The organism is Streptomyces sp. NPDC059696, from assembly GCF_042733745.1.
Taxonomy (GTDB): domain Bacteria; phylum Actinomycetota; class Actinomycetes; order Streptomycetales; family Streptomycetaceae; genus Streptomyces.
Map to the genome: position 1 here is coordinate 35,359 of NZ_JBHWFG010000039.1, position 20,680 is coordinate 56,038.

The following is a 20,680-nucleotide window of genomic DNA, read 5'->3' on the forward strand; positions in this document are numbered from 1 at the left end:
GCCGGTTGCACGAGACGTCTCGTCTCGTTTAAGGTCGGCGCATGACCCGTCGCGCCCACATCGCCATGTTCTCCATCGCCGCCCACGGCCACGTGAACCCGAGTCTGGAGGTGATCCGCGAGCTCGTGGCACGCGGCCACCGGGTGACCTACGCGATCCCGCCCGTCTTCGCCGGCAAGGTCGCCGAGACCGGCGCCGAGGTGAAGCCCTGGAACTCGATCCTGCCCTCGCCCGACGACGACCCGGAGGCGTGGGGGAACACCCTGCTGGACAACGTCGAGCCGTTCCTGGACGACGCCGTCCAGGCCCTCCCGCAGCTGATCGAGGCCTACGAGGGTGACGAGCCGGACCTCGTCCTGCACGACATCGCCTCCTACCCGGGCCGCGTGCTCGCCCACCGCTGGGGCGTGCCCGCGGTCTCCCTCTCACCGGCCATGGTCGCCTGGGAGGGGTACGAGGAGGAGGTCGCCCGGCCCCTGTGGGAGGAGCCGAAGAAGACCGCACGGGGGCAGGCCTACTACGCCCGCTTCCAGGCCTGGCTGGTGGCCAACGGCATCACGCTGCACCCCGACGACTTCGGGGGCCGGCCCGACCGTTCGATCGTGCTGCTCCCGAAGGCGCTCCAGCCCCACGCGGACCGCGTCGACCGGAGCGTGTACTCCTTCGTCGGCGCCTGCCAGGGCGACCGCGCCGCCGAGGGCGGCTGGCAGCGGCCGGCCGACGCGGAGAAGGTCGTGCTCGTCTCCCTCGGGTCCGCCTTCACCAAGCAGCCCGGTTTCTACCGGGAGTGCGTCAAGGCGTTCGGTGATCTGCCCGGCTGGCACCTGGTGCTCTCGATCGGCAAGCACCTCGACCCGGCCGAGTTCGCGGACGTCCCGGCCGACGTCGAGGTGCGCACCTGGGTGCCGCAGTTGGCGATCCTGAAGCAGGCCGACCTGTTCGTCACGCACGCGGGCATGGGCGGCAGCCAGGAGGGCCTCGTCACCGCCACGCCGATGATCGCCGTGCCGCAGGCCGCGGACCAGTTCGGCAACGCCGAGACGCTGCAGGGCCTCGGCGTCGCCCGCTGCGTCCCCACCGAGGAGGCGACCGGGGAGACGCTGCGCGCGGCGGCCCTCGCCCTGCTCGACGACCCGGAGGTGGCCCGGCGCCTGAAGGAACTGCAGGCAGAGGCAGCCCAGGAGGGCGGCACCCAGCACGCGGCCGACCTCATCGAGGCCGAACTGGCCGCCGTACGGCGCTAGTCGGCCCACAGACGCACAGACGCACGGACGCACGGACGCACAGGCACACAAGCGCACAGGCGCACGCAGGGGTGCGTCGGGGAGGGTTTCCACCCGGTCGCGTCAGCCGGTCGTCACACCGCGACGGCCTGACGGGTCAGGGTCAGGCGGGCGTTGTCGAGCGTGGCGTCCATGCGTGCCGACTGGCCCTTGGTGAACATGAACATCGCGGCGTCGTCCGTGTAGTCCATGTAGTTCATGAACATGTCGCCGTCCGGCCCGTTGGTGCACGTCACGTGAGGGAAGGTGGGTGTACCGGTGTTCGCCCCGGCCTGGTTGGGGGTGTCCGAGACGAAGTCGCTGCCGCTGCAGCCCTCGTCGTCGTCACCCCAGATGTGCCGCAGGTTCAGCCAGTGCCCGATCTCGTGGACGGCCGTGCGGCCGCCGCCGAAGGGCGCCGTCGCGGTACCGGTGGTCCCGAGGGCGGTGTGGGTGACGACCACACCGTCCGTGGAGGCGGCGCCCCCGGGGAACTGGGCGTAACCCAGCAGCCCGCGGCGCAACTGGCAGACCCAGAGGTTCAGGTAGATGTCCGCGGGCCAGGCGTCCTGGCCGCCGCTCAGGCTGAACTTGACCAGGTCGTCGGTGTCCCAGTCGTCGACCGCGCTCTCGGTGCGGGTGATGCCGTCCGTGGGGCGGCCCAGCGGGTCGGTCCGGGCGAGGTGGAACTGCAGGCGCGCGTCGGCCACCAGGTCCTGCCAGACCGCGGGCACCTTGCTCACGTCCGGGTTGCTCGCTCGGAAGTCCTGGTTGAGCACGTCGATCTGACTGTGGATCTGGGCGTCGCTCACGTTCTGCTCGGGGTTGCTGTGCACGACGTGCACGACGACGGGGATGTCGATCAGGCCCTGCCGGGGGGTGACCTGATCCATCGACTCGTAGGCGAACGCGGTGTTCTCGATCAGGGCCCGGTTCTCGGCGTACTCCGGGTTCAGGGTGAGGAGTCTGCGGTGGACCTCCATGGCGCCGCACCAGCGGCTGTAGTCGGGCGAAGTGGCGCGAAGGAATGCCTGTGCATCGGACATGGCGTGTCCCTCGGGGGGAGCTGGGGGTGCCGCGCACGCGGCTGCGGACCTGCGCGTCTGACACGCGCCGCGAGGGCCGGGCGACGCCGGGCGGAGCGGTCGGTTGCCCGTTCCCTCCGAACCCATACACTGATAATTCTAGTCATTTACGTGCGAGAGCGACAGTACGGATGCCGTCGGGTGAGCGAGGGGGCCGGGCCATGGGAGAGCCCTCACCGGACCTGTTCCGCTCCTGGTTCCACTCCTACGAGGAGGACCACGAGGACGTGCGGGTCTACCGGCCGGACGACTTCCCCTTCCCGCCCGCGCGGGGGCGCCGCGGCATGGAGTTCGCCCCGGACGGCACCGTCGTCGACCATCCGCTGGGCCGCGGTGACGCCCCCGGCGCCGTGCCGGGCCGCTGGCGGCTGGTGTCGGACCGTCACCTCGTCCTGAGCTTCTGGGGCGCGCGTCCGGACCGGGAGCTGGAGATCGTGCACTGCGACGACCGGATGCTTCAGGTGCGCCGGCCGGCGTAGTGCCGGTACGCGGACCATGACCTCGTCAGTTGAACGCGCAACCGTGCGGTTGAGCCGTCAATTTCATTCGTCCCCGGGTGACTTGTCGCCCTGCTCCGGGCGGCGGAGACTGGACATGATGACGTGGAGCCCACCGACCCTCCGACTCCGCGCCACCCCGACGACCACGGACGAAGGGGTGAACCGGTGGAGAACGAACTGCACATCCTCCTCACCGAAGAGGACGCGGAAGCCGAACGCGTCGCGGAGCTGACCGGCTACCTGCGTGAGGAACTGCTCGATCTCGACGTGGACGACGTCACCGCCCTGCCCGGCGGGGAGGTCCCGCCCGGAGCACGGGCCGTTGACGTCACCCAGATCGGCGCCCTGCTGGTCACCCTGGGCAGCTCGGCGACCGCCCTGAACCAGGTGATCACCGTGATCCGGTCGTGGATGGGCCGTCGCCACGACACCCGCCAGACCGTGCACCTGCGGATGGGCGACGACGTCCTGGAGGTGTCCGAGGCGACCGACGATCAGGTCGCCCAGGCGTTCGAGATCTTCCTCGCGCGTCATTCCCCGGCCGGAGCAGAGCCATGACCGACACCCGCCACGCCCTGATCATCGCCAACGACCGGTACGCCGACCAGGGCCTCAAGAAGCTCAGGGCGCCCGCCGAGGACGCCGCCGCTCTCGAGCGGGTGCTGCACGACCCGCAGATCGGCGACTTCGAGGTGGAGGTCGTGCACAACGCCTCGGCCGACGTCATGCGCCGGCGCATCCAGGGCTTCTTCAACGACCGCCGCCGCGCCGACACCCTCCTGCTGCACTTCTCCTGCCACGGCCTCAAGAGCGAGTCGGGCGAGCTGTACTTCGCGGCGAGCGACACCGAGCCCCCGCTGCTGGCCGCCACCGCCGTCCCCTCCCAGTTCGTCCGCGGTTGCCTGTCCGCCACCCGGGCGGGCCGCAGCGTCCTGTTCCTCGACTGCTGCTACGGCGGCGCCTTCTCCCGGGGCTCGGCCTCCGTGCGTGCCGCGGGAGAGGTCAACGTCCTCGAGTCGTTCGCGAAGGACGAGCCGGTCAGCGGGCGGGGCTGGGCCGTCATCACCGCGTCCGACTCCATGGAGTACTCCTTCGAGGGCGACGAGCTCGCCGAGAACTCCGCCGCCCGGCCCTCGGTGTTCACGCACGCGGTGGTCGAAGGCCTGGAGACCGGCGAGGCCGACCTCGACGCGGACGGGAACGTCTCGCTCGACGACCTGTACGAGTACGTCTACCGGCACGTACGGGAGCAGAACCCCCATCAGACGCCGAAGAAGTCGGCGGAGCTGCAGGGGGAACTGCACCTGGCACACAGCCGGCGCGGCCGCATCAAGATCGTCGCCATTCCCTCGCCGCCCGCCTTGCGGGCCGCCCTGGCCAGTGACGAGGTCCTCACCCGGCAGGGCGCCGTGCTGGAACTGCGCAAACGGCTGCGGCACACGGAGCTGCCCGTCGCCGAAGGGGCGCGTCAGCACCTGGAGGACGTCGCCCGCAACGACATCCAGCAGATCGCCGACCTGGCGTCGGAGGCCCTGAGCGAGATCCGCCTGGCCCCGTCCCCGGACCGCCTGGACTTCGGCCAGGTGCCCAGGGGAGCGACGCCCGAGAAGCGGTCCGTGACCCTGCACGGCCCACCGCTCGCCCGGCACTGCGTGGCCCAGCCCGGCCAGTCGTGGCTGAGGGTGGATCCGACCCGCGAGGGTCTGGCGATCCGGGTCGACACGGCCGCGGAGGGACGCCTGTCCGGCGACGTCGTCCTCAAGGGCGTGGCCGACGAGGCGGTGATCCACGTCGAGGCGGACGTGGCACCGGCCCGGACGCCCGGCCGCGACGGACCCGAACCCGGCTCCTCCGGTCCCTCCACCCCCTCCGGCGGCTCCGGTGATGCCGGCGGCTCCGGTGATGCCGGCGGTGCCGTCGGCTCCGGTGGTGCCGGCGGTCCCCCGAGGCCGGCGCCCGGACCGGCCGACAAGCGGGACACCGTGATCATCGAGCCTCCCCGCGTTCCACCCCGGCCCGGGAAGCCGCCCCCGGCCCCCGCCGACCGGCCGCAGCCCCGGAAGCCGCCGTCCCGGCCCGCCGCGCACGAGGAGGTGACGGACCGGCCGCCCCCGTCCCGACGCGCTCCCGCCCTGGCCGGTGCCGCCCTCGCCCTCGCCGTCACGGCCGTCGCCACGCTCGTACTGTCCCTCCAGAGGGCGGTGGTGGCCCTCGTGGAGCGGGGCGACGCGGGGGTGAACGGCAACGTCGAGAACAACCTCCGCGAGCAGGGAGCGCTCACCCCGCTCATCGTGTGCCTGATCACCGGCGCGGCGGCGCCGGCCGTCGGCGCGTTCGCCCGGCACGAACTGGGCGCACGGGGCGAGCACTACACGAAGCGGGCGGTGAGCGGTGTGCGCACCCTGACCGCCGTCGCGAAGGGCCTGGCGATCCCGGTGCTGGTCCTGGCCGTCCTCGCGGGCATCACCTACCTGGTGGGCAGCAGTCATTGGTGACCGACCGCCGTCGTGGGGCGGCCGGTCCGGTGCTCCGGACCGCCTGCCGGGCGTGACGCACACGGAAGGGCCCGCCGGCTTCCCCCGAAACCGACGGGCCCCTTCGCACGCGGGGATCAGACCTTGAGGGGCTCGCCCTCACCCTCGCGTGCCGACGCTGCGGCGACCGCCTGCGGCGTCTCGTCGTGCGTGAGGTCCGGCAGCCGGTGCAGCCACTTCGGCAGGTACCAGTTGCGCTCGCCGAGCAGCGCCATCACGGCCGGCAGCAGCACGCCCCGGATGATCGTCGCGTCGATGAGCACCGCGGCCGCCAGGCCCACGCCCATCTGCTTCATGGACTGCATGGACAGCGTCCCGAAGATCGCGAACACGGCGACCATGATGACCGCGGCGCTGGTGACCACTCCCGCCGTGGTGACCACGCCGTGCCGGATCGCGTCGTTCGTCGTCAGGCCCCGCAGCCGCGCCTCCCGGATCCGGGACACCACGAACACGTGGTAGTCCATCGACAGGCCGAACAGGATCACGAAGAGGAACAGCGGCAGCCAGGTGATGATCGCGCCGACGCCCTCCGCGCCCACCAGGGACGCGCCCCAGCCGTGCTGGAAGACGGCGACGAGAATGCCGTACGCGGCCCCCACCGACAGCAGGTTCAGCACGATCGAGGTGATCGCGATGGTCAGGGAGCGGAACGACAGCAGCATCAGCGCGAAGGCGAAGACCACGACGAACGCGAACACCGGGACCACGGCGCCGGCCAGCTGGTCGTTGAAGTCCTGGGAACCGGCCACCTGCCCGGTGATCGGCGCCTCCACCCCGTCGACCTTGCCGAGCGTGGCCGGCCGCACCTCGTCGCGCAGCTTGTCCAGGCTCGCGCCCGCCTTGTCCAGGTCGGAGCCGCCGACGAGCGGGACGTAGACGAAGGCCACGTTCTGCGCGTCGTGCAGCTTGATCTCCACCGGGCCGCGCGAGGCACCCGAACTGATCGCCCGGTCACGGAAGTCGGCGAGCGCGGACTTCACCTCCGGCGCGTTGATGTCCCGCGCCTTGACGACCACCTCCGCGGGCTCGGAACCTCCCGGGAAGGCGTCGTTGAGCCGGTTGTACGTCTGCACGATGGGCAGCGAGTCGCCGAACTCCTGGTCCAGGGTCAGCTGCTGGGTCTTCATGCCGAGCGCGGGAGCCGTGATGGCCAGCAGCGCACCGGCCGCCACGACCACGGCGACCACCGGCTTGGCGAGGACCCGCCGCAGCACGGCCGTCCAGAACCGGCTGTCCTGACCGCCGCCAGTGCCGCCCCCGTTGCCGCCGCCCCGCTTGCGCCGCCGCAGGAACGGAATGCGGCCCTTCTCGACACGGCCGCCCAGCAGCGACAGCAGCGCCGGCAGCACGGTCACGGACCCCACCATCGCCACGGCCACCACCATCAGCGAGGCCAGGCCCATCGCCTCGAACTCGGCGAGACCCGTGAAGAGCATGCCCGCCATGGCCACGCACACCGTGACACCCGAGACCACGATCGCCCGGCCACTGGTCGCCGCGGCGATCCGCAGGGCCGTCTGCGCGTCCCGGCCGGCCTCCCGCTCCTCACGCTCCCGGCGCAGGTAGAACAGGCAGTAGTCGACACCGACCGCCATGCCGACCAGCAGCATCACGGAGTTGGCCGTCTCACTCATCGGCTGGAAGTGGCTGACGACACCCATCAGACCCATCGTCGCCATGATCGCGGTGATCGCCAGCGCCACCGGCAGCAGCGCCGCGACCAGCGCGCCGAACGCGATGAGCAGGATGCCGAACGCCACCGGCACCGCGGAGTACTCGGCCTTCTTGAAGTCGTCGCCGAACGCGTCGTCGAACGTCTTCATCATGCTGGCGCCGCCGATCTCCTCGATCCGCAGCGCCTCGTGGTCCTGCTGGACGCCCTCGACGGCCTTCAGCACCGGCTCGATCCGCTCACCGGCGGTGTCCGGCTCGCCGCGCACGTCGAACTGCACGAGCGCGCTGCGGCCGTCCCTCGAGATCGTCTTCGTGTCGTACGGTGAGGTCACCTCGGTGACCCGGCCGGTCTCCCGGACCGCTCGCACGACGGCGTCGACGGCGTCCCGGAACTCGCCGTCCGTCGCCTTCAGTTCACCGCCCCTGGCCTGGATCAGCACCGTCTCACCGGCCGGCTCGTCGATCCCGGCGTCCTCGATGATCCGCGCGGCGGTGTGCGTCTCGCCCTTCAGCTGGTCGCTGTCCTTGACGTCGACCCGGCCCGCCGCCGAACCGAGCCCCATCGCCAGGACGACGAACAGCACCCAGATCCCGACGGCAGCCCATCGGTGCCGGGCGCTCCAGCCGCCGGCCCGGGCGGCGAGTCCCCGCACCCGTATGTCTCCGTTCCCCATGACGGGCTTGCCCCCTCGTGATGCGGCGACGGCCCCCTGCCGCCCCCTTCCGCTTCGAAGGTAGGGGCCGGATAAAGCCATCTCGTCGTGCTGTCCGGTGAAGTGAGGGGGCCGGAACTCATCCCCATGGAGCGCCCCTCTCCCCACTGGGGAGGACCCCGGGGGACCGTGGCCCCTTACACCTATCGCCCGGCATGCCGGCGCCCCGGGTGTGTGGATCCTGAGCAGACGGTTGTGCCCCGCAACGACCGGTGAGTAATTTACGGGGCCGGGCACCTGCCCGCAGCGGCCGTCGTGCCCACCCCCACGGGGCACGACGGCCGCCTTATCGTGTGCGGATGACGACGAGATACGCGGCCCTGCTGCGCGGCATCAACGTGGGCGGCAGCAGGAAGGTCCCCATGGCCGACCTGCGCACACTCCTGACGGACCTCGGCCACGACGACGTCCGCACCTACCTGCAGAGCGGCCAGGCCGTGTTCTCCTGCGGCCGCGGCGGCGAGGACGCGCTGGCCGCCGAGATCGCGCGGGCCCTCGAGAAGCGCTTCGGCTTCGGCGTCGACGTGATCGTGCGCGACCACGCCTACCTCAGGGCGATCGCCGACGCCTGCCCCTTCCCGGCCGCCGACCTGGAGCCCAAGCAGCTCCACGTCACCTACTTCTCCGCCCCCGTCACCCCCGACCGCTTCGCGGAGATCGACCAGGAGGCCTACCGCCCCGAGGAGTTCCGCCTCGGCGACCGGGCCCTGTACCTGTACGCCCCGAACGGCCTGGGCCGCTCGAAGCTGGCCGAACACCTGTCGAAACCACGCGTCACCAAGGGCGTGATCGCCACGACCCGCAACTGGAACACCGTCGTCAAGCTCGTGGAGATGACGGATGCCTGAGCACAACCCGGCCGTCGAGTCCGCGATGGAGGGTGAACTCGCGCTGCTCACCCCGGAGATCCGCTGCTCGCCCGAGCGGGTCGGGGCGCTGCTCCACCCCGAGTTCCACGAGTTCGGCGCGTCGGGCCGGCACTGGGGCCGGGCGGCCATCATCGCCTCCCTGGCCGCCACCGCCGAGCAGGGAGCCCGCCCCGTGGCCGTCTCCGCCCTGCGCGGCGTCCAGCTCGCCCCGGACCTCGTGCACCTCACGTACGACACGGAGTACGACGGCAGCCGGGCGCACCGCAGTTCGCTGTGGCGGTGCACGGAGGGCCGCTGGCTGCTCTGGTTCCACCAGGCGACCCCGTTCAGCGAACGGCCGACCTGAGGACCGGCCCGGCCCGGCTCCGACGCTGACGGGCCCGGCTCCCCGCGGCGCATCCGGCGGGCCGAACGGCGTACCGGGCCCGCTCCCGGGGCCGGCCGAACCGCCGCGGCTTCACGTGAACACCACCGACGCCCTCTGCGTACCTAGGGACGCACGGCACGAGAACGGAGTCTCGCGAGAGGAATCGCACGGTCACCGACAGGAGCCCGCAGTCATGAGCGACACGAACCTCGTCTACGCCTACGCGGTCCTGCGCCGCACCCCCGAAGCCGCGGCGGCCGCGGCCCACCTGCGCGGCGTCGCCGGAGAACCGATCCACCTGGTCGCCCCCGCGGTCTCCGGCCCCCAGCTCGCCTTCGCCATCGGGCACGTCCCGCCCGGGGACTACGACGACATCCCTCTCCAGGCCCATCTGCACGACGTGGACTGGCTGGAGTCCACGGTCCGCTCCCACCACGCCGTGGTGGCCGCCCTGGTCGCCTCGGGCGCCCCCGTGCTGCCCCTGCGCATGGCCACCGTCTACCCCGACGAGGACCGTGCCCGCCAGGCTCTGGACACCCGCCGCGGCTACTTCCTCTCCCTGCTCGACCGCCTCACGGGCCACGTCGAGATCGGCGTCAAGCTCTACGCCACCCCGGACATCACCCCGCCCGACACCGACACGGAGTCCGCCCCGGACCCGGTCACGGGCCTCGGAGTCGGCCGTGCCTACCAGGTCGTCCGCCGCCGCAGACAACGCAGGAACGAGGAGGCCTGGCGCACGGTCGTGCAGGCCGCCGCCCGCCTCACCGACACGGCCGGCACACTCGCGGTGGGCCGGGTCACCCACACCCCCGAACGCGGCAGCCTGGCGGGCTCGGCCCCCGGCACCAACATCGGCAACGACGCCTACCTCGTCCCGGCCGACCGCGTCCAGGCCTTCCGCACGGGCATCCTCGCGACCGCGGAGGGCATTCCCGGCCTCCGCGTGGAGATCAGCGGCCCCTGGGCCCCGTACTCCTTCGCCCTCCAGCCGGAACCCCATCAGGAACCGGCGGCGTGAGGCTCACCGCGTTCCGCTGAGTCAGGCGCTCGCCGCCGCGGGCAGGGGCAGGCGGGCCGCCTCGTACCGCTCCAGCACCACCCGTGCCACCTCCGGCGCCGCCCCCAGGACGTCGGCCAGGACGTCCGCCTGCGCCGCGCCGCGGGCGATGCGGTCCGGGAGGAAGCCGGGGGCCAGGACGTACGGGGCGACGGCGACCCGGGAGCAGCCGAGGGCGCGCAGTTCGCGGACGGCGTCCTCGGTGCGGGGGAACCCCGCGGGAGAACCAGCGGAGGCGAACGCAGGCCGCACGGCGCACCAACCGGTGTGCCGCCACTCCCGCGCGATTTCTGCGATCACTGCGATCGCCTCCGGGTCCGTGGACCCCGCCGAGGCCAGGACGACCCCGGTCGAGGACTTGTCGGCGGGCGTCAGGCCCGCCTCGTACAGGCGCCGTTCCAGCGCCGCCATGAGCAGCGGGGAGGGGCCCAGGACGTCCGCCTGGTGGATGCGCAACTGCGGGGGCGCGTCCGCGAGGACCGCGGGGATGTCCGCCTTCGCGTGGAACGCCCGGGTGAGGAGGAGGGGCAGGGCGACGACGTCGCGCACGCCCTGCACCGCCAGGGACTCCAGGACCCCCTGCACCGAGGGGACGTTGAAGTCCAGGAAGCCCGTCTCCACCCGTACGTCGGGGCGCGTCGCGCGCACCCGGCGTACCAGGGCGTGCACCGTCGCGGCATGGCGCGGGTCGCGGCTGCCGTGGGCGATGACCAGGAGGACGGGCTTGTTCGTCATGGGACTCAGCTCTTCACCAGCAGGCCGCGGCTGCGCAGCACCCACCGCTCCAGCGGGCTGAAGATCAGCAGGTCGATGGCGATGCCGACGATCAGGATCAGGAGGATGGCCTCGAACACCATGGCCATGTCGCTGGCGTTGCGGCCGTTCTCCAGCAGCTGGCCGAGGCCCACGCCGAGGTCGGGGAAGGACGCGATGATCTCGGCGGCCATCAGGGAGCGCCAGGAGAAGGCCCAGCCCTGCTTCAGGCCCGCCACGTAACCGGGCAGGGCGGCGGGCAGGACGATGTGCCAGGTGCCCTTCAGGCCCGTGGCGCCGAGCGTGCGGCCCGCGCGCAGGAACAGCGGCGGCACCTGGTCGACACCGGAGACCAGGCCGTTGGCGATCGAGGGGACCGCGCCGAGCAGGATCACCGCGTACATCATCGAGTTGTTCAGGCCCAGCCAGATCACCGCGGGCGGCACCCAGGCGACCGACGGCAGGGACTGCAGGCCCGACAGGATCGGGCCGATCGCCGCCCGGATGAACTTCACCCGGGCCACGATCAGGCCGAGCGGTGTGCCGATCAGCAGGGCGAAGAGGAACCCGAGCAGTCCGCGCGAGACGCTGGTCCAGATGTAGCCGAGCAACTCGCCCTGGAGCCACGCGGTCTGGACGACGTCCCACACCGCGGACGGTGCGGGCAGCTTGCTCGGGTCGTCGACGACCTTGAACGAGACGAGCGCCTGCCAGACGGCCACGACCAGCGCGACGGCGAGGACGGGCGGCAGGATCTTCTCGGTGAAGGTCTGCCGGAACGGGGTCCGGCTCGTCTGCCGCGTCTCCAGCGCGTCGAGGCCCGCCTCCAGTCCGGCGAGATCGTTGCCGTCCTTGGCGACGGTCGTCGAATCAGTGCTGGCCATGACGGCGGATCTCCCCACGCAGTTCTTCGGTGATCTCGACGGACAGTTCCGCCACGGCGGTGTCCTCGATGCGGCGCGGTTGCGGGATGCCGACGGTCCACTCCCGGGCGATCCGCCCGGGGCGGGACGACAGCAGCACCACACGCTGTGCGAGCCGGACCGCCTCGCGCACGTTGTGCGTGACGAACAGGACGGACACCTGCGTCTCGCGCCAGATGCGGGTCAGCTCGTCGTGCAGCACGTCCCGCGTGATGGCGTCCAGCGCCGCGAACGGCTCGTCCATCAGCAGCAGTTTGCTCTCCTGGGCGAGGGCACGGGCCAGCGCGACGCGCTGGCGCATGCCGCCCGACAGCTCGTGCACCCGCTTGCCGTGCGCGCCCTTCAGCCGCACCAGTTCGAGCAGTTCCTCGGCCCGCTCCCGGCGCTCTGCCTTCGCAACGCCCCGCAGTTTCAGGGCGAGTTCGATGTTCTTGCCCGCGGTCAGCCACGGGAACAGCGCGTGCTCCTGGAACATCAGCGCCGGCCGGCCGTCCGTGGTGATCTCGCCGGCGGTGGGCCGGTCCAGGCCGGCCACCAGGTTGAGCAGGGTGGACTTGCCGCAGCCCGAGGCCCCCAGGAGGGTGACGAACTCTCCGGGCGCGACATCGAGGGTGATGTCGTCCAGGACGAGCTGCTGCCGGGCGGGCCCTGCGAACGACTTCGACACGTGCTCGATCCGGGCGGCGTGCGTGACCGACGCGGTGTCGTCGGCGGCCTTGGCGAGGGTCGTGGCCATGGTCGTCACCTCCTGGGAACTCTTCATGCGGCTTCGGGATGCGGGCTTACTTCGCGCCGAGACCGGCGTCGTCGACCGCGGGCTCGCCCTCGGCCTTGAGGACCTTGTTCAGCGGCGCGAGGTCGTAGATGCCCTTCAGGTCCGGCTTCTCCAGCAGTCCCGCCTTGACCGCGTGCTCCGCCTCGGTGTTGAGGGTGGCGGCCAGCGGGTCGTCGGTGAACCGGATCGACTTCCACGCCGGGTCGAGCACATCGGCCGGCAGTGCCTTGCCGGTTTCCTGCTCCAGCAGCTTGTTCGCCGCTTCCTTCGCCGCGTCCGGGTTGGCGTTGATCCACTTGTTGGTCTCGACCGAGCCCTTGAGCACGGCCTCGACGACCTTCGGGTGCTCCTTCAGGAAGTCCTGCCGCACGATGATGTTCGTGATCACGAACTTCTTGTCCGGCCACAGCGTCGACTCGTCGAGCAGCACCTTGCCGCCCTCGGCGACCAGCTTCGACGCGGTCGGCTCCGGCACCCACGCGCCGTCGATCGACCCGGCCTTGTAGGCGTCCGGGGTGACCTTGTTGTCGCTGCGGACGACCGTGACATCGCCCTTGCCGCTCTGCGGGTCGACCTTCCAGCCCTGCTCCGCGGCCCAGTTGAGGAAGGCCACGTCCTGCGTGTTGCCGAGCTGCGGGGTGGCGATCCGCTTGCCCTTGACGTCCTTCAGCGACGTGACCTTGTCCGGGTTGACGACGAGCTTCACGCCGCCGGAGGCCGAACCGCCGATGATGCGCAGGTTCTTGCCGGCGGACTTGGTGTAGCCGTTGATCGCCGGGGACGGGCCGATCCAGCCGATGTCGATGGACTTGGAGTTGAGCGCCTCGATCTCCGAGGGCCCGGCGTTGAAGACGGCCGGCTTGACCTCGGTGGCGCCCAGGGCCTTCTGGAAGATGCCCTTCTGCAGGCCCACCAGCGCGGTGCCGTGCGTGAGGTTGCCGAAGTAACCGATCTTGACGCTGTCGAGACCCTCGATCTTCTTCGCCCCGGCGGCGACCTTGGCGGCGCCGTCTTCCTTGGCCTGGGAGCCGTAACCGCAGGCGGCCAGCGTCAGCAGGGGAAGTGCGGCGATGACCGCGAGGCCGCGGCGATAAACGGATGAAGCAGGCACGGGAGGTGGTCCTCTCACCAGGCCCGGCGGTCACGGTCTTTCAGGTCGTGGCCGGGAGGTCGGCAGGTTTTCGTCTACGGCGGTGGGGGGTGAGGGCGCGCTGGCAGTGCGCGTACGTCAGCGCACACATCGCGCCACTCCGCCCTGCCCGCTGCCGAGAACACCGCTGCCGACGCGGCCGCCCTCCTTGGCGAACGTGGAGTAGATGTCGGGGGAGGTCATGTCAGAAGTCCCACCCGTCGTCCTCGGACTCGTCCTTGACCGGCTCCGGGGCCGCGAAGGACTCGCCGACCATGCCGGCGGTGAGGGTCTGGCCGTCGTGCGGGTCGATCAGGATGAAGGAGCCGGTGCGGCGCGAGTCGGCGTAGGAGTCGACCGGCAGCGGCTCGGCGGTGCGGATCTTCACCCGGCCGATGTCGTTGGCGACGAGCCGGCCCGGGTGCGGGTGCAGGGACAGGTCGTCGAGCGTGAGGCGGGACGGGATGTCCTTGACGATCGCCTTGACCGTGCGGGTGCCGTGCTTGAGCAGCACCCGGTGCCCGACCGTCAGCGGCGCGTCGGCGACGTGGCAGACCGTGGCCTCGATGTCCTGCGTGGTCGCGGGCGCGTCCTTGCTCGGCACGATCAGGTCGCCGCGCGAGATGTCGATGTCATCCTCCAGCAGGAGGGTCACCGACTGCGTCGTCCACGCCACGTCGACCGGCTCGCCGAGCAGGTCGATGCCGGAGATCTTCGAGGCCCGGCCCGAGGGCAGCACCGTGACGGACTCGCCGACGCGGAACGAGCCCGCCGCGATCTGACCGGCGTATCCCCGGTAGTCCGGGTGTTCGGGGCCCTGGGGGCGAATCACGTACTGCACGGGCAGCCGGGCGTGGCAGTGGCTCAGGTCGTGGCTGACCGGCACCGTCTCCAGGTGTTCCAGCACGGTCGGGCCGCCGTACCAGTCCATGTTCGCGGAGGGCTCCACCACGTTGTCGCCGACGAGCGCCGAGATCGGGATCGCGGTGACCTCGGGGACGCCCAGCTCGGTCGCGTACGCCGTGAACTCCTCGGCGATGGCGGCGAACACCGTCTCCTGGTACCCGACGAGGTCCATCTTGTTGACGGCGAGCACGACGTGCGGCACGCGCAGCAGGGCGGCGATGGCCGCGTGCCGGCGGGTCTGCTCGACCACGCCGTTGCGGGCGTCGACCAGGATCACCGTCAGCTCGGCGGTGGAGGCACCGGTGACCATGTTGCGGGTGTACTGCACGTGGCCGGGGGTGTCGGCGAGGATGAACCGCCGCCGGGGCGTGGCGAAGTAGCGGTACGCCACGTCGATGGTGATGCCCTGCTCGCGCTCGGCCCGCAGGCCGTCGGTGAGCAGCGCGAGGTCCGGCGCCTCCTGGCCGCGGCTCGCGGAGACGCGCTCCACGGCCTCCAGCTGGTCGGTGAGGACCGACTTGGAGTCGTGCAGCAGCCGTCCGACGAGGGTGGACTTGCCGTCGTCGACGGAGCCGGCGGTGGCGAACCGCAGGAGCGTGGTCTCCGCGAGTTCCTCGGTGGTGATGGTGCTCATCTCTAGAAGTACCCCTCGCGCTTGCGGTCTTCCATCGCGGCCTCGGACATCTTGTCGTCGGCGCGGGTGGCGCCGCGCTCGGTGAGCCGGGAGGCGGCGATCTCCACGATCACCTTCTCGATGGTGTCGGCGTCGGAGTCCACCGCGCCGGTGCAGGACATGTCACCCACGGTCCGGTAGCGCACCAGCCGCTTCTCGACGGTCTCGCCGTCCTTCGGCCCGCCCCACTCGCCGGCGGTCAGCCACATGCCGCTGCGGGAGAACACCTCGCGCTCGTGCGCGTAGTAGATCTCGGGCAGTTCGATGCCCTCGCGGGCGATGTACTGCCACACGTCCAGCTCGGTCCAGTTGGACAGCGGGAACACGCGGACGTGCTCGCCGGGCGCGTGCCGGCCGTTGTACAGGTTCCACAGCTCCGGGCGCTGCCGGCGCGGGTCCCACTGGGAGAACTCGTCACGCAGGGAGAACACCCGCTCCTTGGCCCGGGCCTTCTCCTCGTCGCGGCGGCCGCCGCCGAAGACCGCGTCGAACTTCTCCGCCTGGATCTTCTCCGTCAGCGGCAGGGTCTGCAGCGGGTTGCGGGTGCCGTCCGGGCGCTCCTTGAGGACACTGCGGTCGATGTAGTCCTGCACGGAGGCGATGTGCAGCCGCAGCCCGTGCCTTTCGACCGTGCGGTCGCGGTAGTCGAGGACCTCCGGGAAGTTGTGCCCGGTGTCCACGTGCAGCAGCGAGAACGGCACCGACGCCGGCCGGAAGGCCTTCAGCGCCAGGTGCAGCATGACGATGGAGTCCTTGCCGCCGGAGAACAGGATCACCGGCCGCTCGAACTCGCCCGCCACCTCGCGGAAGATGTGCACCGCCTCGGACTCCAGTGCGTCGAGGTGGGAGAGCGCGTACGGGCTTTCGGTCCCCTCGGAAACGGTGGCGACGGTCGTCGTCATGCCAGTCCCCTTTCGCTGAGCAGGGCGTACACGGACGCCGCGGACTCCTGCACGGTCTGGTGCTGCGACTCGATGCGCAGGTCGGGCGACTCGGGTGCCTCGTACGGGTCGTCGACGCCGGTGAGCCCCGTGAGCTCGCCCGCGGCCTGCTTGGCGTACAGGCCCTTCACGTCCCGCTCGCTGCACACCTCGACCGGCGTGGCCACGTGCACCTCGACGTAGGCGGTGCCGTTCGCCTGGTGGCGCTTGCGCACCGCCTCCCGGCTGTCCTGATACGGCGCGATGACCGGGACGAGGGCCAGCACGCCGTTGCGCGCGAGCAGTTCGGCGACGAAGCCGATGCGCTGCACGTTGGTGTGCCGGTCCTCGCGGCTGAAGCCGAGGCCCGCCGAGATGAACTCGCGGATCTCGTCGCCGTCGAGCACCTCGACCCGGTGGCCCTCCTCGCGGAGCCGGCCGGCCAGTTCGTGGGCGATCGTGGTCTTGCCGGCGCTCGGCAGACCCGTGAGCCAGACGGTGGCTCCGGTCGTCACGTCACTCTCCTGAATCGTCGTCGTCATCCGTGCAGCCCGCACTCGGTCTTGCTGCGGCCCGCCCAGCGGCCGGCGCGCGCGTCCTCGCCCTGAAGGACCCGGCGGGTGCAGGGGGCGCAGCCGACGGAGGCGTAGCCGTCCGTCAGCAGCGGGTTGGTGAGCACCCCGTGTTCGGTGACGTAGGCGTCCACGTCGTCCTGGGTCCAGCGGGCGATGGGGGAGATCTTGACCTTCTGCCGCTTCTCGTCCCAGCCGACCACCGGGGTGTTCGCCCGGGTCGGGGACTCGTCGCGGCGCAGTCCGGTCGCCCAGGCCCGGTAGTCCTTCAGGCCCTCTTCCAGCGGCTGCACCTTGCGCAGCTTGCAGCACAGGTCGGGGTCGCGGTCGTGCAGCTTCGGGCCGTACTCGGCGTCCTGCTCGGCGACCGTCTGACGCGGGGTGAGCGTGATGACGTTGACGTCCATCACGGCGTCGACCGCGTCACGGGTGCCGATGGTCTCCTCGAAGTGGTAGCCGGTGTCGAGGAAGACCACGTCGACGCCGGGCATCGCCCGGGAGGCGAGGTGGGCGACCACCGCGTCCTCCATCGACGAGGTGACGCAGAAGCGCTTGCCGAACGTCTCGGCCGCCCATGTGAGGATCTCCAGCGCGGAGGCGTCCTCCAGGTCGCGGCCCGCCTGCTCGGCGAGGGCCTTCAGGTCCTCGGCGGTGCGCTCTTCCTGCGTGGTCGTCATATCTGTGCCCCTCCGGAGTCGGATCGCTTCAGTCCCTCGGCCAGCAGCCCGAGGAACTTCAGCGAGAAGGCCCGGCTGCACGCCGCGCATTCCCAGGCGCCGTGCCCCTCCTCGCTGGGGCGCAGATCCTCGTCCCCGCAGTAGGGGCAGTAGAACGGGGCCATCCGCTCGCTCACGACAGCGCCTCCTCGCCGGCCCGCGCCGCCCAGGTGGCGAACCGCTCGCCGTCCTCGCGCTCGGCCTGGAACCGCTTCAGGACGCGCTCGATGTAGTCCGGCAGTTCGTCGGAGGTGACCTTCAGACCGCGCACCTTGCGGCCGAAGCCGGCCTCCAGGCCCAACGCGCCGCCGAGGTGCACCTGGTAGCCCTCGACCTGCTCGCCCTGGTCGTTGAGCATGAGCTGGCCCTTGAGACCGATGTCCGCGACCTGGATGCGGGCGCAGGCGTTCGGGCAGCCGTTGAGGTTGATGGTGAGCGGCTCGTCGAAGTCCGGCAGACGGCGCTCCAGTTCGTCGATCAGCTGCGCACCGCGCTGCTTGGTCTCGACGATGGCGAGCTTGCAGAACTCGATGCCGGTGCAGGCCATGGTGCCGCGCCGGAACGAGGAGGGCCGGGCGGTCAGGTCGAGCGCCTCCAGGCCCTCGACGAGCGACTCGACCTTGTCCTCCTCGACGTCGAGGACGATCATCTTCTGCTCGACGGTGGTGCGCACCCGGCCCGAGCCGTGGGCCTCGGCGAGGTCGGCGATCTTCGTGAGCGTCGCGCCGTCGACACGGCCCACGCGCGGCGCGAAGCCGACGTAGAAGCGGCCGTCCTTCTGCCGGTGCACGCCGATGTGGTCGCGCCACTGCTGCGACGGCTGGGCGGGGGCCGGGCCGTCGGTGAGCTTGCGCTGGAGGTACTCGTCCTCCAGGACCTGCCGGAACTTCTCCGCGCCCCAGTCGGCGACGAGGAACTTCAGGCGGGCGCGGTTGCGCAGCCGGCGGTAGCCGTAGTCGCGGAAGATCGAGATGACGCCCTCGTAGACGTCCGGGACGTCGTCGATCGACACCCAGGTGCCGAGCCGCACGCCCAGCTTGGGGTTGGTGGACAGGCCGCCGCCGACCCACACGTCGAAGCCGGGGCCGTGCTCGGGGTGCTCGACGCCGACGAACGCGACGTCGTTGATCTCGTGCACCACGTCCAGCAGCGGCGAACCCGAGATGGCCGTCTTGAACTTCCGGGGCAGGTTCGAGTACGCCGGGTTGTTCAGGACCCGGCGCTTCATCTCCTCCAGGGCCGGGGTGGCGTCGATGATCTCGTCCTCGGCGATGCCCGCCACCGGCGAGCCGATCATCACACGCGGGGTGTCACCGCAGGCGGTGACGGTGGACAGGCCCACGCCCTCGAGACGGTTCCAGATCTCGGGCACGTCCTCGATCCGGATCCAGTGGTACTGGACGTTCTGCCGGTCCGTGATGTCGGCGGTGCCGCGCGCGAACTCCTGCGAGACCTCGCCGATGACCCGCAGCTGCCGCGTGGTCAGCGCCCCGCCGTCGATCCGGACGCGCAGCATGAAGTACTCGTCGTCCAGCTCCTCCGGCTCCAGGACGGCCGTCTTGCCGCCGTCGATGCCGGGCTTGCGCTGGGTGTACAGACCCCACCAGCGCATGCGGCCGCGCAGGTCGTTGGGGTCGATGGAGTCGAAGCCCCGCTTGGAGTAGATCGTCTCAATGCGTGTCCGCACATTGAGACCGTCGTCGTCCTTCTTGAACTGCTCGTTGCCGTTCAGTGGGGTGTGGTGCCCCGCGGCCCACTGACCCTCACCGCGGTGACGGCTCACCTTGCGGCGCGGAGTCGCGGCGGCAGGGTTCTGCGGGGTGGCGGCCATGGCTGATACGTCCTTCGGACAGGCGGGAATGCGGCTCTGACCTGCGCGCGTGGACGCAGGGCGGAAGGCGCGTCATTGCGCGGGAGCGAGACTGGAAAGAGAGATGTCGGGCGCGGGCTGAGTACGCTCAGTGCGCCGGACAGATGGCGCTGGACATGCGGCCGAGGTCGACGTGCCGCCGACTCACCAAGGCAATTCCAGTTCCAGACATGACGGAAGCGTGTCACGGCGATCTGGACACAGTCCAGCTTCGTCCAAAATGCGGACACCCTTGTCTCGCAGAGCAAGACAAGGGTGTCCTGGGTCACATCTGGTGTCCCCGAGGTGTCCGTCCAGGTCAGACGGGGAACGCCCCAGGCCACGGTCCCGGAGTGGCGACCTCCGCCTCCTCCTCGACCTTGGTGTCGAACAGGGTGAAGCCCCGTCGCTGGTAGTTGGCCAGCGCGTGCTCGCCGTCCTTGCTGCAGGTGTGCAGCCAGACCCGCTTCGTCGGGGTCAGTCCCGCCCAGCGGTCCGCGAGGTCCCAGGCCCGGGCCGTGCCGTACGACAGCAGGTGCCCGCCGATGCGCCGGCCGCGGAAGGCGGGCAGCAGGCCGAAGTAGACGATCTCCACGACGGCGTCGTCCTGGGCCTCCAGCTCCACGAACCCGGCGGGCGTGCCCCGGTCGTACGCCACCCACGTCTCCACGCCGGGCCGCTGGAGGTGCTCCACCCACTGCGCGTAGGACCAGCCGAGCCGGTCCGTCCAGCGGATGTCGCCGCCCACCGACGCGTACAGGAACCGGCTGAACTCGGGCGAGGGCACCTCGGAGCGGACGACCCGGACGTCCCCGTCCGGCGCGACCGCCGGCAGCAGGTCGGTCGGCGCGGTCTGCTCCAGGGACCAGGTGGTCACGGCGATGGTGGTCATACGGGTCAGAAAATCATCTGACCCACTCGTCTGTCGATCGACGGCCCGCTCCGTGGACAGTGCCGGTCAGCGCAGCGCCCGGTCGACCGACGCCAGCGGCAGCGCGAACAGCATCCGCCCCGACTGCGACCAGACCTCGCCGGTCTCCTCCCAGTAGGACAGGGAACCCGACCCGCCGCTCCAGCACTGCCGCGTCTCGTCCGTGCCGCACTCCGCGGCCCGCGCCCCCTCGGTGTCCTGGCGCCACAGCGTCCCGTGCCCGCCCTCGGTGCCCGCGGCCCGGTCCAGGTACCAGCCCGAGCGGTACGCCAGTACGCCCCGCACCTCGGCCGTCTTCGTGTCGTACGCCTCCACCGGGGCCGCCCTCCCGGAGGAGTCGGTGGCGAGCAGGCCGGAACGGGCCGGGTCCCGGCTCAGCGCGTAGCGCCACAACCGGGTGCGGCGGTCGTCGTCCGCGGGGGCCCACGCGGACGCGACCAGACCCTGTCTCTTATAAACATATGAA

21 protein-coding genes and 1 pseudogene are annotated in these 20,680 nt (G+C 71.1%); 7 read left to right on the forward strand and 15 right to left on the reverse strand.

Going from position 1 to position 20,680, the window contains the following annotated elements:
* Positions 1-41: 41 nt before the first annotated feature.
* Entirely contained in the window at positions 42-1,244 is a 1,203-nt protein-coding gene (mgt, locus tag ACFV20_RS31450) for a macrolide-inactivating glycosyltransferase (protein WP_385662870.1), read from the forward strand.
* A gap of 113 nt (positions 1,245-1,357) precedes the next feature.
* Here the strand turns inward: mgt and ACFV20_RS31455 are convergent, their stop codons facing one another.
* A complete protein-coding gene (locus ACFV20_RS31455; RefSeq protein ID WP_385662873.1) occupies positions 1,358-2,308 on the reverse strand; it encodes a zinc metalloprotease in 951 nt (316 codons plus the stop codon).
* A 200-nt stretch (positions 2,309-2,508) separates the two neighbouring features.
* Here ACFV20_RS31455 and ACFV20_RS31460 point away from each other — a divergent pair, with 200 nt between their 5' ends.
* From ACFV20_RS31460 to ACFV20_RS31470, 3 genes are all read left to right on the forward strand, one after another.
* Entirely contained in the window at positions 2,509-2,826 is a 318-nt protein-coding gene (locus tag ACFV20_RS31460; RefSeq protein ID WP_385662875.1) for a hypothetical protein, read from the forward strand.
* 186 nt (positions 2,827-3,012) lie between these two features.
* Complete coding sequence (locus ACFV20_RS31465; RefSeq protein ID WP_385662877.1) at positions 3,013-3,405, forward strand: hypothetical protein; 393 nt, start codon at positions 3,013-3,015, stop codon at positions 3,403-3,405.
* On the forward strand, positions 3,402-5,342 hold the full coding sequence (locus ACFV20_RS31470) for a caspase domain-containing protein (RefSeq protein WP_385662880.1): 1,941 nt from the start codon (positions 3,402-3,404) through the stop codon (positions 5,340-5,342). Before ACFV20_RS31465 ends, ACFV20_RS31470 begins: the two co-directional genes overlap by 4 nt.
* A 116-nt stretch (positions 5,343-5,458) precedes the next feature.
* Here ACFV20_RS31470 and ACFV20_RS31475 read toward each other — a convergent pair whose 3' ends face one another.
* Entirely contained in the window at positions 5,459-7,732 is a 2,274-nt protein-coding gene (locus tag ACFV20_RS31475; protein WP_385662883.1) for an MMPL family transporter, read from the reverse strand.
* A gap of 338 nt (positions 7,733-8,070) precedes the next feature.
* Between ACFV20_RS31475 and ACFV20_RS31480 the strand changes: the two genes are divergently transcribed.
* From ACFV20_RS31480 to ACFV20_RS31490, 3 genes are all read left to right on the forward strand, one after another.
* Complete coding sequence (locus ACFV20_RS31480) at positions 8,071-8,619, forward strand: DUF1697 domain-containing protein (protein ID WP_385662886.1); 549 nt, start codon at positions 8,071-8,073, stop codon at positions 8,617-8,619.
* Positions 8,612-8,986 (forward strand): DUF4440 domain-containing protein, encoded by a 375-nt coding sequence (locus ACFV20_RS31485; RefSeq protein ID WP_385662889.1) that lies wholly within the window; start codon positions 8,612-8,614, stop codon positions 8,984-8,986. Before ACFV20_RS31480 ends, ACFV20_RS31485 begins: the two co-directional genes overlap by 8 nt.
* Before the next feature lie 214 nt (positions 8,987-9,200).
* Positions 9,201-10,028 (forward strand): GvpL/GvpF family gas vesicle protein, encoded by an 828-nt coding sequence (locus tag ACFV20_RS31490; protein WP_385662892.1) that lies wholly within the window; start codon positions 9,201-9,203, stop codon positions 10,026-10,028.
* Between the two features lie 21 nt (positions 10,029-10,049).
* Here the strand turns inward: ACFV20_RS31490 and ACFV20_RS31495 are convergent, their stop codons facing one another.
* The 13 genes and pseudogenes from ACFV20_RS31495 to ACFV20_RS31555 form a co-directional block, all read right to left on the reverse strand.
* Positions 10,050-10,802 (reverse strand): sirohydrochlorin chelatase, encoded by a 753-nt coding sequence (locus ACFV20_RS31495; RefSeq protein WP_385662894.1) that lies wholly within the window; start codon positions 10,800-10,802, stop codon positions 10,050-10,052.
* A gap of 5 nt (positions 10,803-10,807) precedes the next feature.
* On the reverse strand, positions 10,808-11,704 hold the full coding sequence (locus ACFV20_RS31500) for an ABC transporter permease (RefSeq protein ID WP_385662896.1): 897 nt from the start codon (positions 11,702-11,704) through the stop codon (positions 10,808-10,810).
* Complete coding sequence (locus ACFV20_RS31505; RefSeq protein WP_385662949.1) at positions 11,691-12,479, reverse strand: ABC transporter ATP-binding protein; 789 nt, start codon at positions 12,477-12,479, stop codon at positions 11,691-11,693. Before ACFV20_RS31505 ends, ACFV20_RS31500 begins: the two co-directional genes overlap by 14 nt.
* Positions 12,480-12,525: 46 nt before the next feature.
* On the reverse strand, positions 12,526-13,629 hold the full coding sequence (locus ACFV20_RS31510) for an aliphatic sulfonate ABC transporter substrate-binding protein (protein ID WP_385662899.1): 1,104 nt from the start codon (positions 13,627-13,629) through the stop codon (positions 12,526-12,528).
* A gap of 223 nt (positions 13,630-13,852) precedes the next feature.
* Positions 13,853-15,187, reverse strand: a complete 1,335-nt coding sequence (locus tag ACFV20_RS31515) for a sulfate adenylyltransferase subunit 1 (RefSeq protein ID WP_385662902.1) — start codon at positions 15,185-15,187, stop codon at positions 13,853-13,855.
* A gap of 2 nt (positions 15,188-15,189) precedes the next feature.
* A complete protein-coding gene (gene cysD / locus ACFV20_RS31520) occupies positions 15,190-16,128 on the reverse strand; it encodes a sulfate adenylyltransferase subunit CysD (RefSeq protein ID WP_385662905.1) in 939 nt (312 codons plus the stop codon).
* Positions 16,125-16,661 (reverse strand): adenylyl-sulfate kinase, encoded by a 537-nt coding sequence (cysC, locus tag ACFV20_RS31525; RefSeq protein ID WP_385662907.1) that lies wholly within the window; start codon positions 16,659-16,661, stop codon positions 16,125-16,127. The genes cysD and cysC overlap by 4 nt, the downstream gene beginning before the upstream one ends.
* Positions 16,662-16,684: 23 nt before the next feature.
* Entirely contained in the window at positions 16,685-17,395 is a 711-nt protein-coding gene (locus ACFV20_RS31530) for a phosphoadenylyl-sulfate reductase (protein WP_385662909.1), read from the reverse strand.
* The gene (locus tag ACFV20_RS31535) at positions 17,392-17,571 is read right to left on the reverse strand and encodes a hypothetical protein (RefSeq protein ID WP_385662911.1); all 180 of its coding nucleotides are present in this window, start codon (positions 17,569-17,571) and stop codon (positions 17,392-17,394) included. Before ACFV20_RS31535 ends, ACFV20_RS31530 begins: the two co-directional genes overlap by 4 nt.
* Complete coding sequence (locus tag ACFV20_RS31540) at positions 17,568-19,265, reverse strand: nitrite/sulfite reductase (protein ID WP_385662914.1); 1,698 nt, start codon at positions 19,263-19,265, stop codon at positions 17,568-17,570. Before ACFV20_RS31540 ends, ACFV20_RS31535 begins: the two co-directional genes overlap by 4 nt.
* A 127-nt stretch (positions 19,266-19,392) precedes the next feature.
* Positions 19,393-19,476 carry a putative leader peptide gene (locus tag ACFV20_RS31545; RefSeq protein ID WP_311241247.1) on the reverse strand — a complete coding sequence of 28 codons (84 nt, stop codon included), beginning with the start codon at positions 19,474-19,476 and terminating at the stop codon, positions 19,393-19,395.
* 126 nt (positions 19,477-19,602) lie between these two features.
* Positions 19,603-20,175, reverse strand: a complete 573-nt coding sequence (locus tag ACFV20_RS31550; protein WP_385662917.1) for a GNAT family N-acetyltransferase — start codon at positions 20,173-20,175, stop codon at positions 19,603-19,605.
* A 66-nt stretch (positions 20,176-20,241) separates the two neighbouring features.
* A pseudogene (locus tag ACFV20_RS31555) lies at positions 20,242-20,680 on the reverse strand (hypothetical protein); the annotation flags it as partial.

Excerpts from the sequence above, each read along its gene's own strand:
- mgt (WP_385662870.1), top strand. The coding sequence starts at position 42 with ATGACCCGTCGCGCCCACATCGCCATGTTCTCCATCGCCGCCCACGGC.
- ACFV20_RS31455 (WP_385662873.1), bottom strand. The coding sequence starts at position 2,308 with ATGTCCGATGCACAGGCATTCCTTCGCGCCACTTCGCCCGACTACAGC.
- ACFV20_RS31460 (WP_385662875.1), top strand. The coding sequence starts at position 2,509 with ATGGGAGAGCCCTCACCGGACCTGTTCCGCTCCTGGTTCCACTCCTAC.
- ACFV20_RS31470 (WP_385662880.1), top strand. The coding sequence starts at position 3,402 with ATGACCGACACCCGCCACGCCCTGATCATCGCCAACGACCGGTACGCC.
- ACFV20_RS31475 (WP_385662883.1), bottom strand. The coding sequence starts at position 7,732 with ATGGGGAACGGAGACATACGGGTGCGGGGACTCGCCGCCCGGGCCGGC.
- ACFV20_RS31480 (WP_385662886.1), top strand. The coding sequence starts at position 8,071 with ATGACGACGAGATACGCGGCCCTGCTGCGCGGCATCAACGTGGGCGGC.
- ACFV20_RS31485 (WP_385662889.1), top strand. The coding sequence starts at position 8,612 with ATGCCTGAGCACAACCCGGCCGTCGAGTCCGCGATGGAGGGTGAACTC.
- ACFV20_RS31490 (WP_385662892.1), top strand. The coding sequence starts at position 9,201 with ATGAGCGACACGAACCTCGTCTACGCCTACGCGGTCCTGCGCCGCACC.
- ACFV20_RS31495 (WP_385662894.1), bottom strand. The coding sequence starts at position 10,802 with ATGACGAACAAGCCCGTCCTCCTGGTCATCGCCCACGGCAGCCGCGAC.
- ACFV20_RS31500 (WP_385662896.1), bottom strand. The coding sequence starts at position 11,704 with ATGGCCAGCACTGATTCGACGACCGTCGCCAAGGACGGCAACGATCTC.
- ACFV20_RS31505 (WP_385662949.1), bottom strand. The coding sequence starts at position 12,479 with ATGGCCACGACCCTCGCCAAGGCCGCCGACGACACCGCGTCGGTCACG.
- ACFV20_RS31515 (WP_385662902.1), bottom strand. The coding sequence starts at position 15,187 with ATGAGCACCATCACCACCGAGGAACTCGCGGAGACCACGCTCCTGCGG.
- cysD (WP_385662905.1), bottom strand. The coding sequence starts at position 16,128 with ATGACGACGACCGTCGCCACCGTTTCCGAGGGGACCGAAAGCCCGTAC.
- ACFV20_RS31530 (WP_385662909.1), bottom strand. The coding sequence starts at position 17,395 with ATGACGACCACGCAGGAAGAGCGCACCGCCGAGGACCTGAAGGCCCTC.
- ACFV20_RS31540 (WP_385662914.1), bottom strand. The coding sequence starts at position 19,265 with ATGGCCGCCACCCCGCAGAACCCTGCCGCCGCGACTCCGCGCCGCAAG.
- ACFV20_RS31545 (WP_311241247.1), bottom strand. The coding sequence starts at position 19,476 with ATGTCTGGAACTGGAATTGCCTTGGTGAGTCGGCGGCACGTCGACCTC.
- ACFV20_RS31550 (WP_385662917.1), bottom strand. The coding sequence starts at position 20,175 with ATGACCACCATCGCCGTGACCACCTGGTCCCTGGAGCAGACCGCGCCG.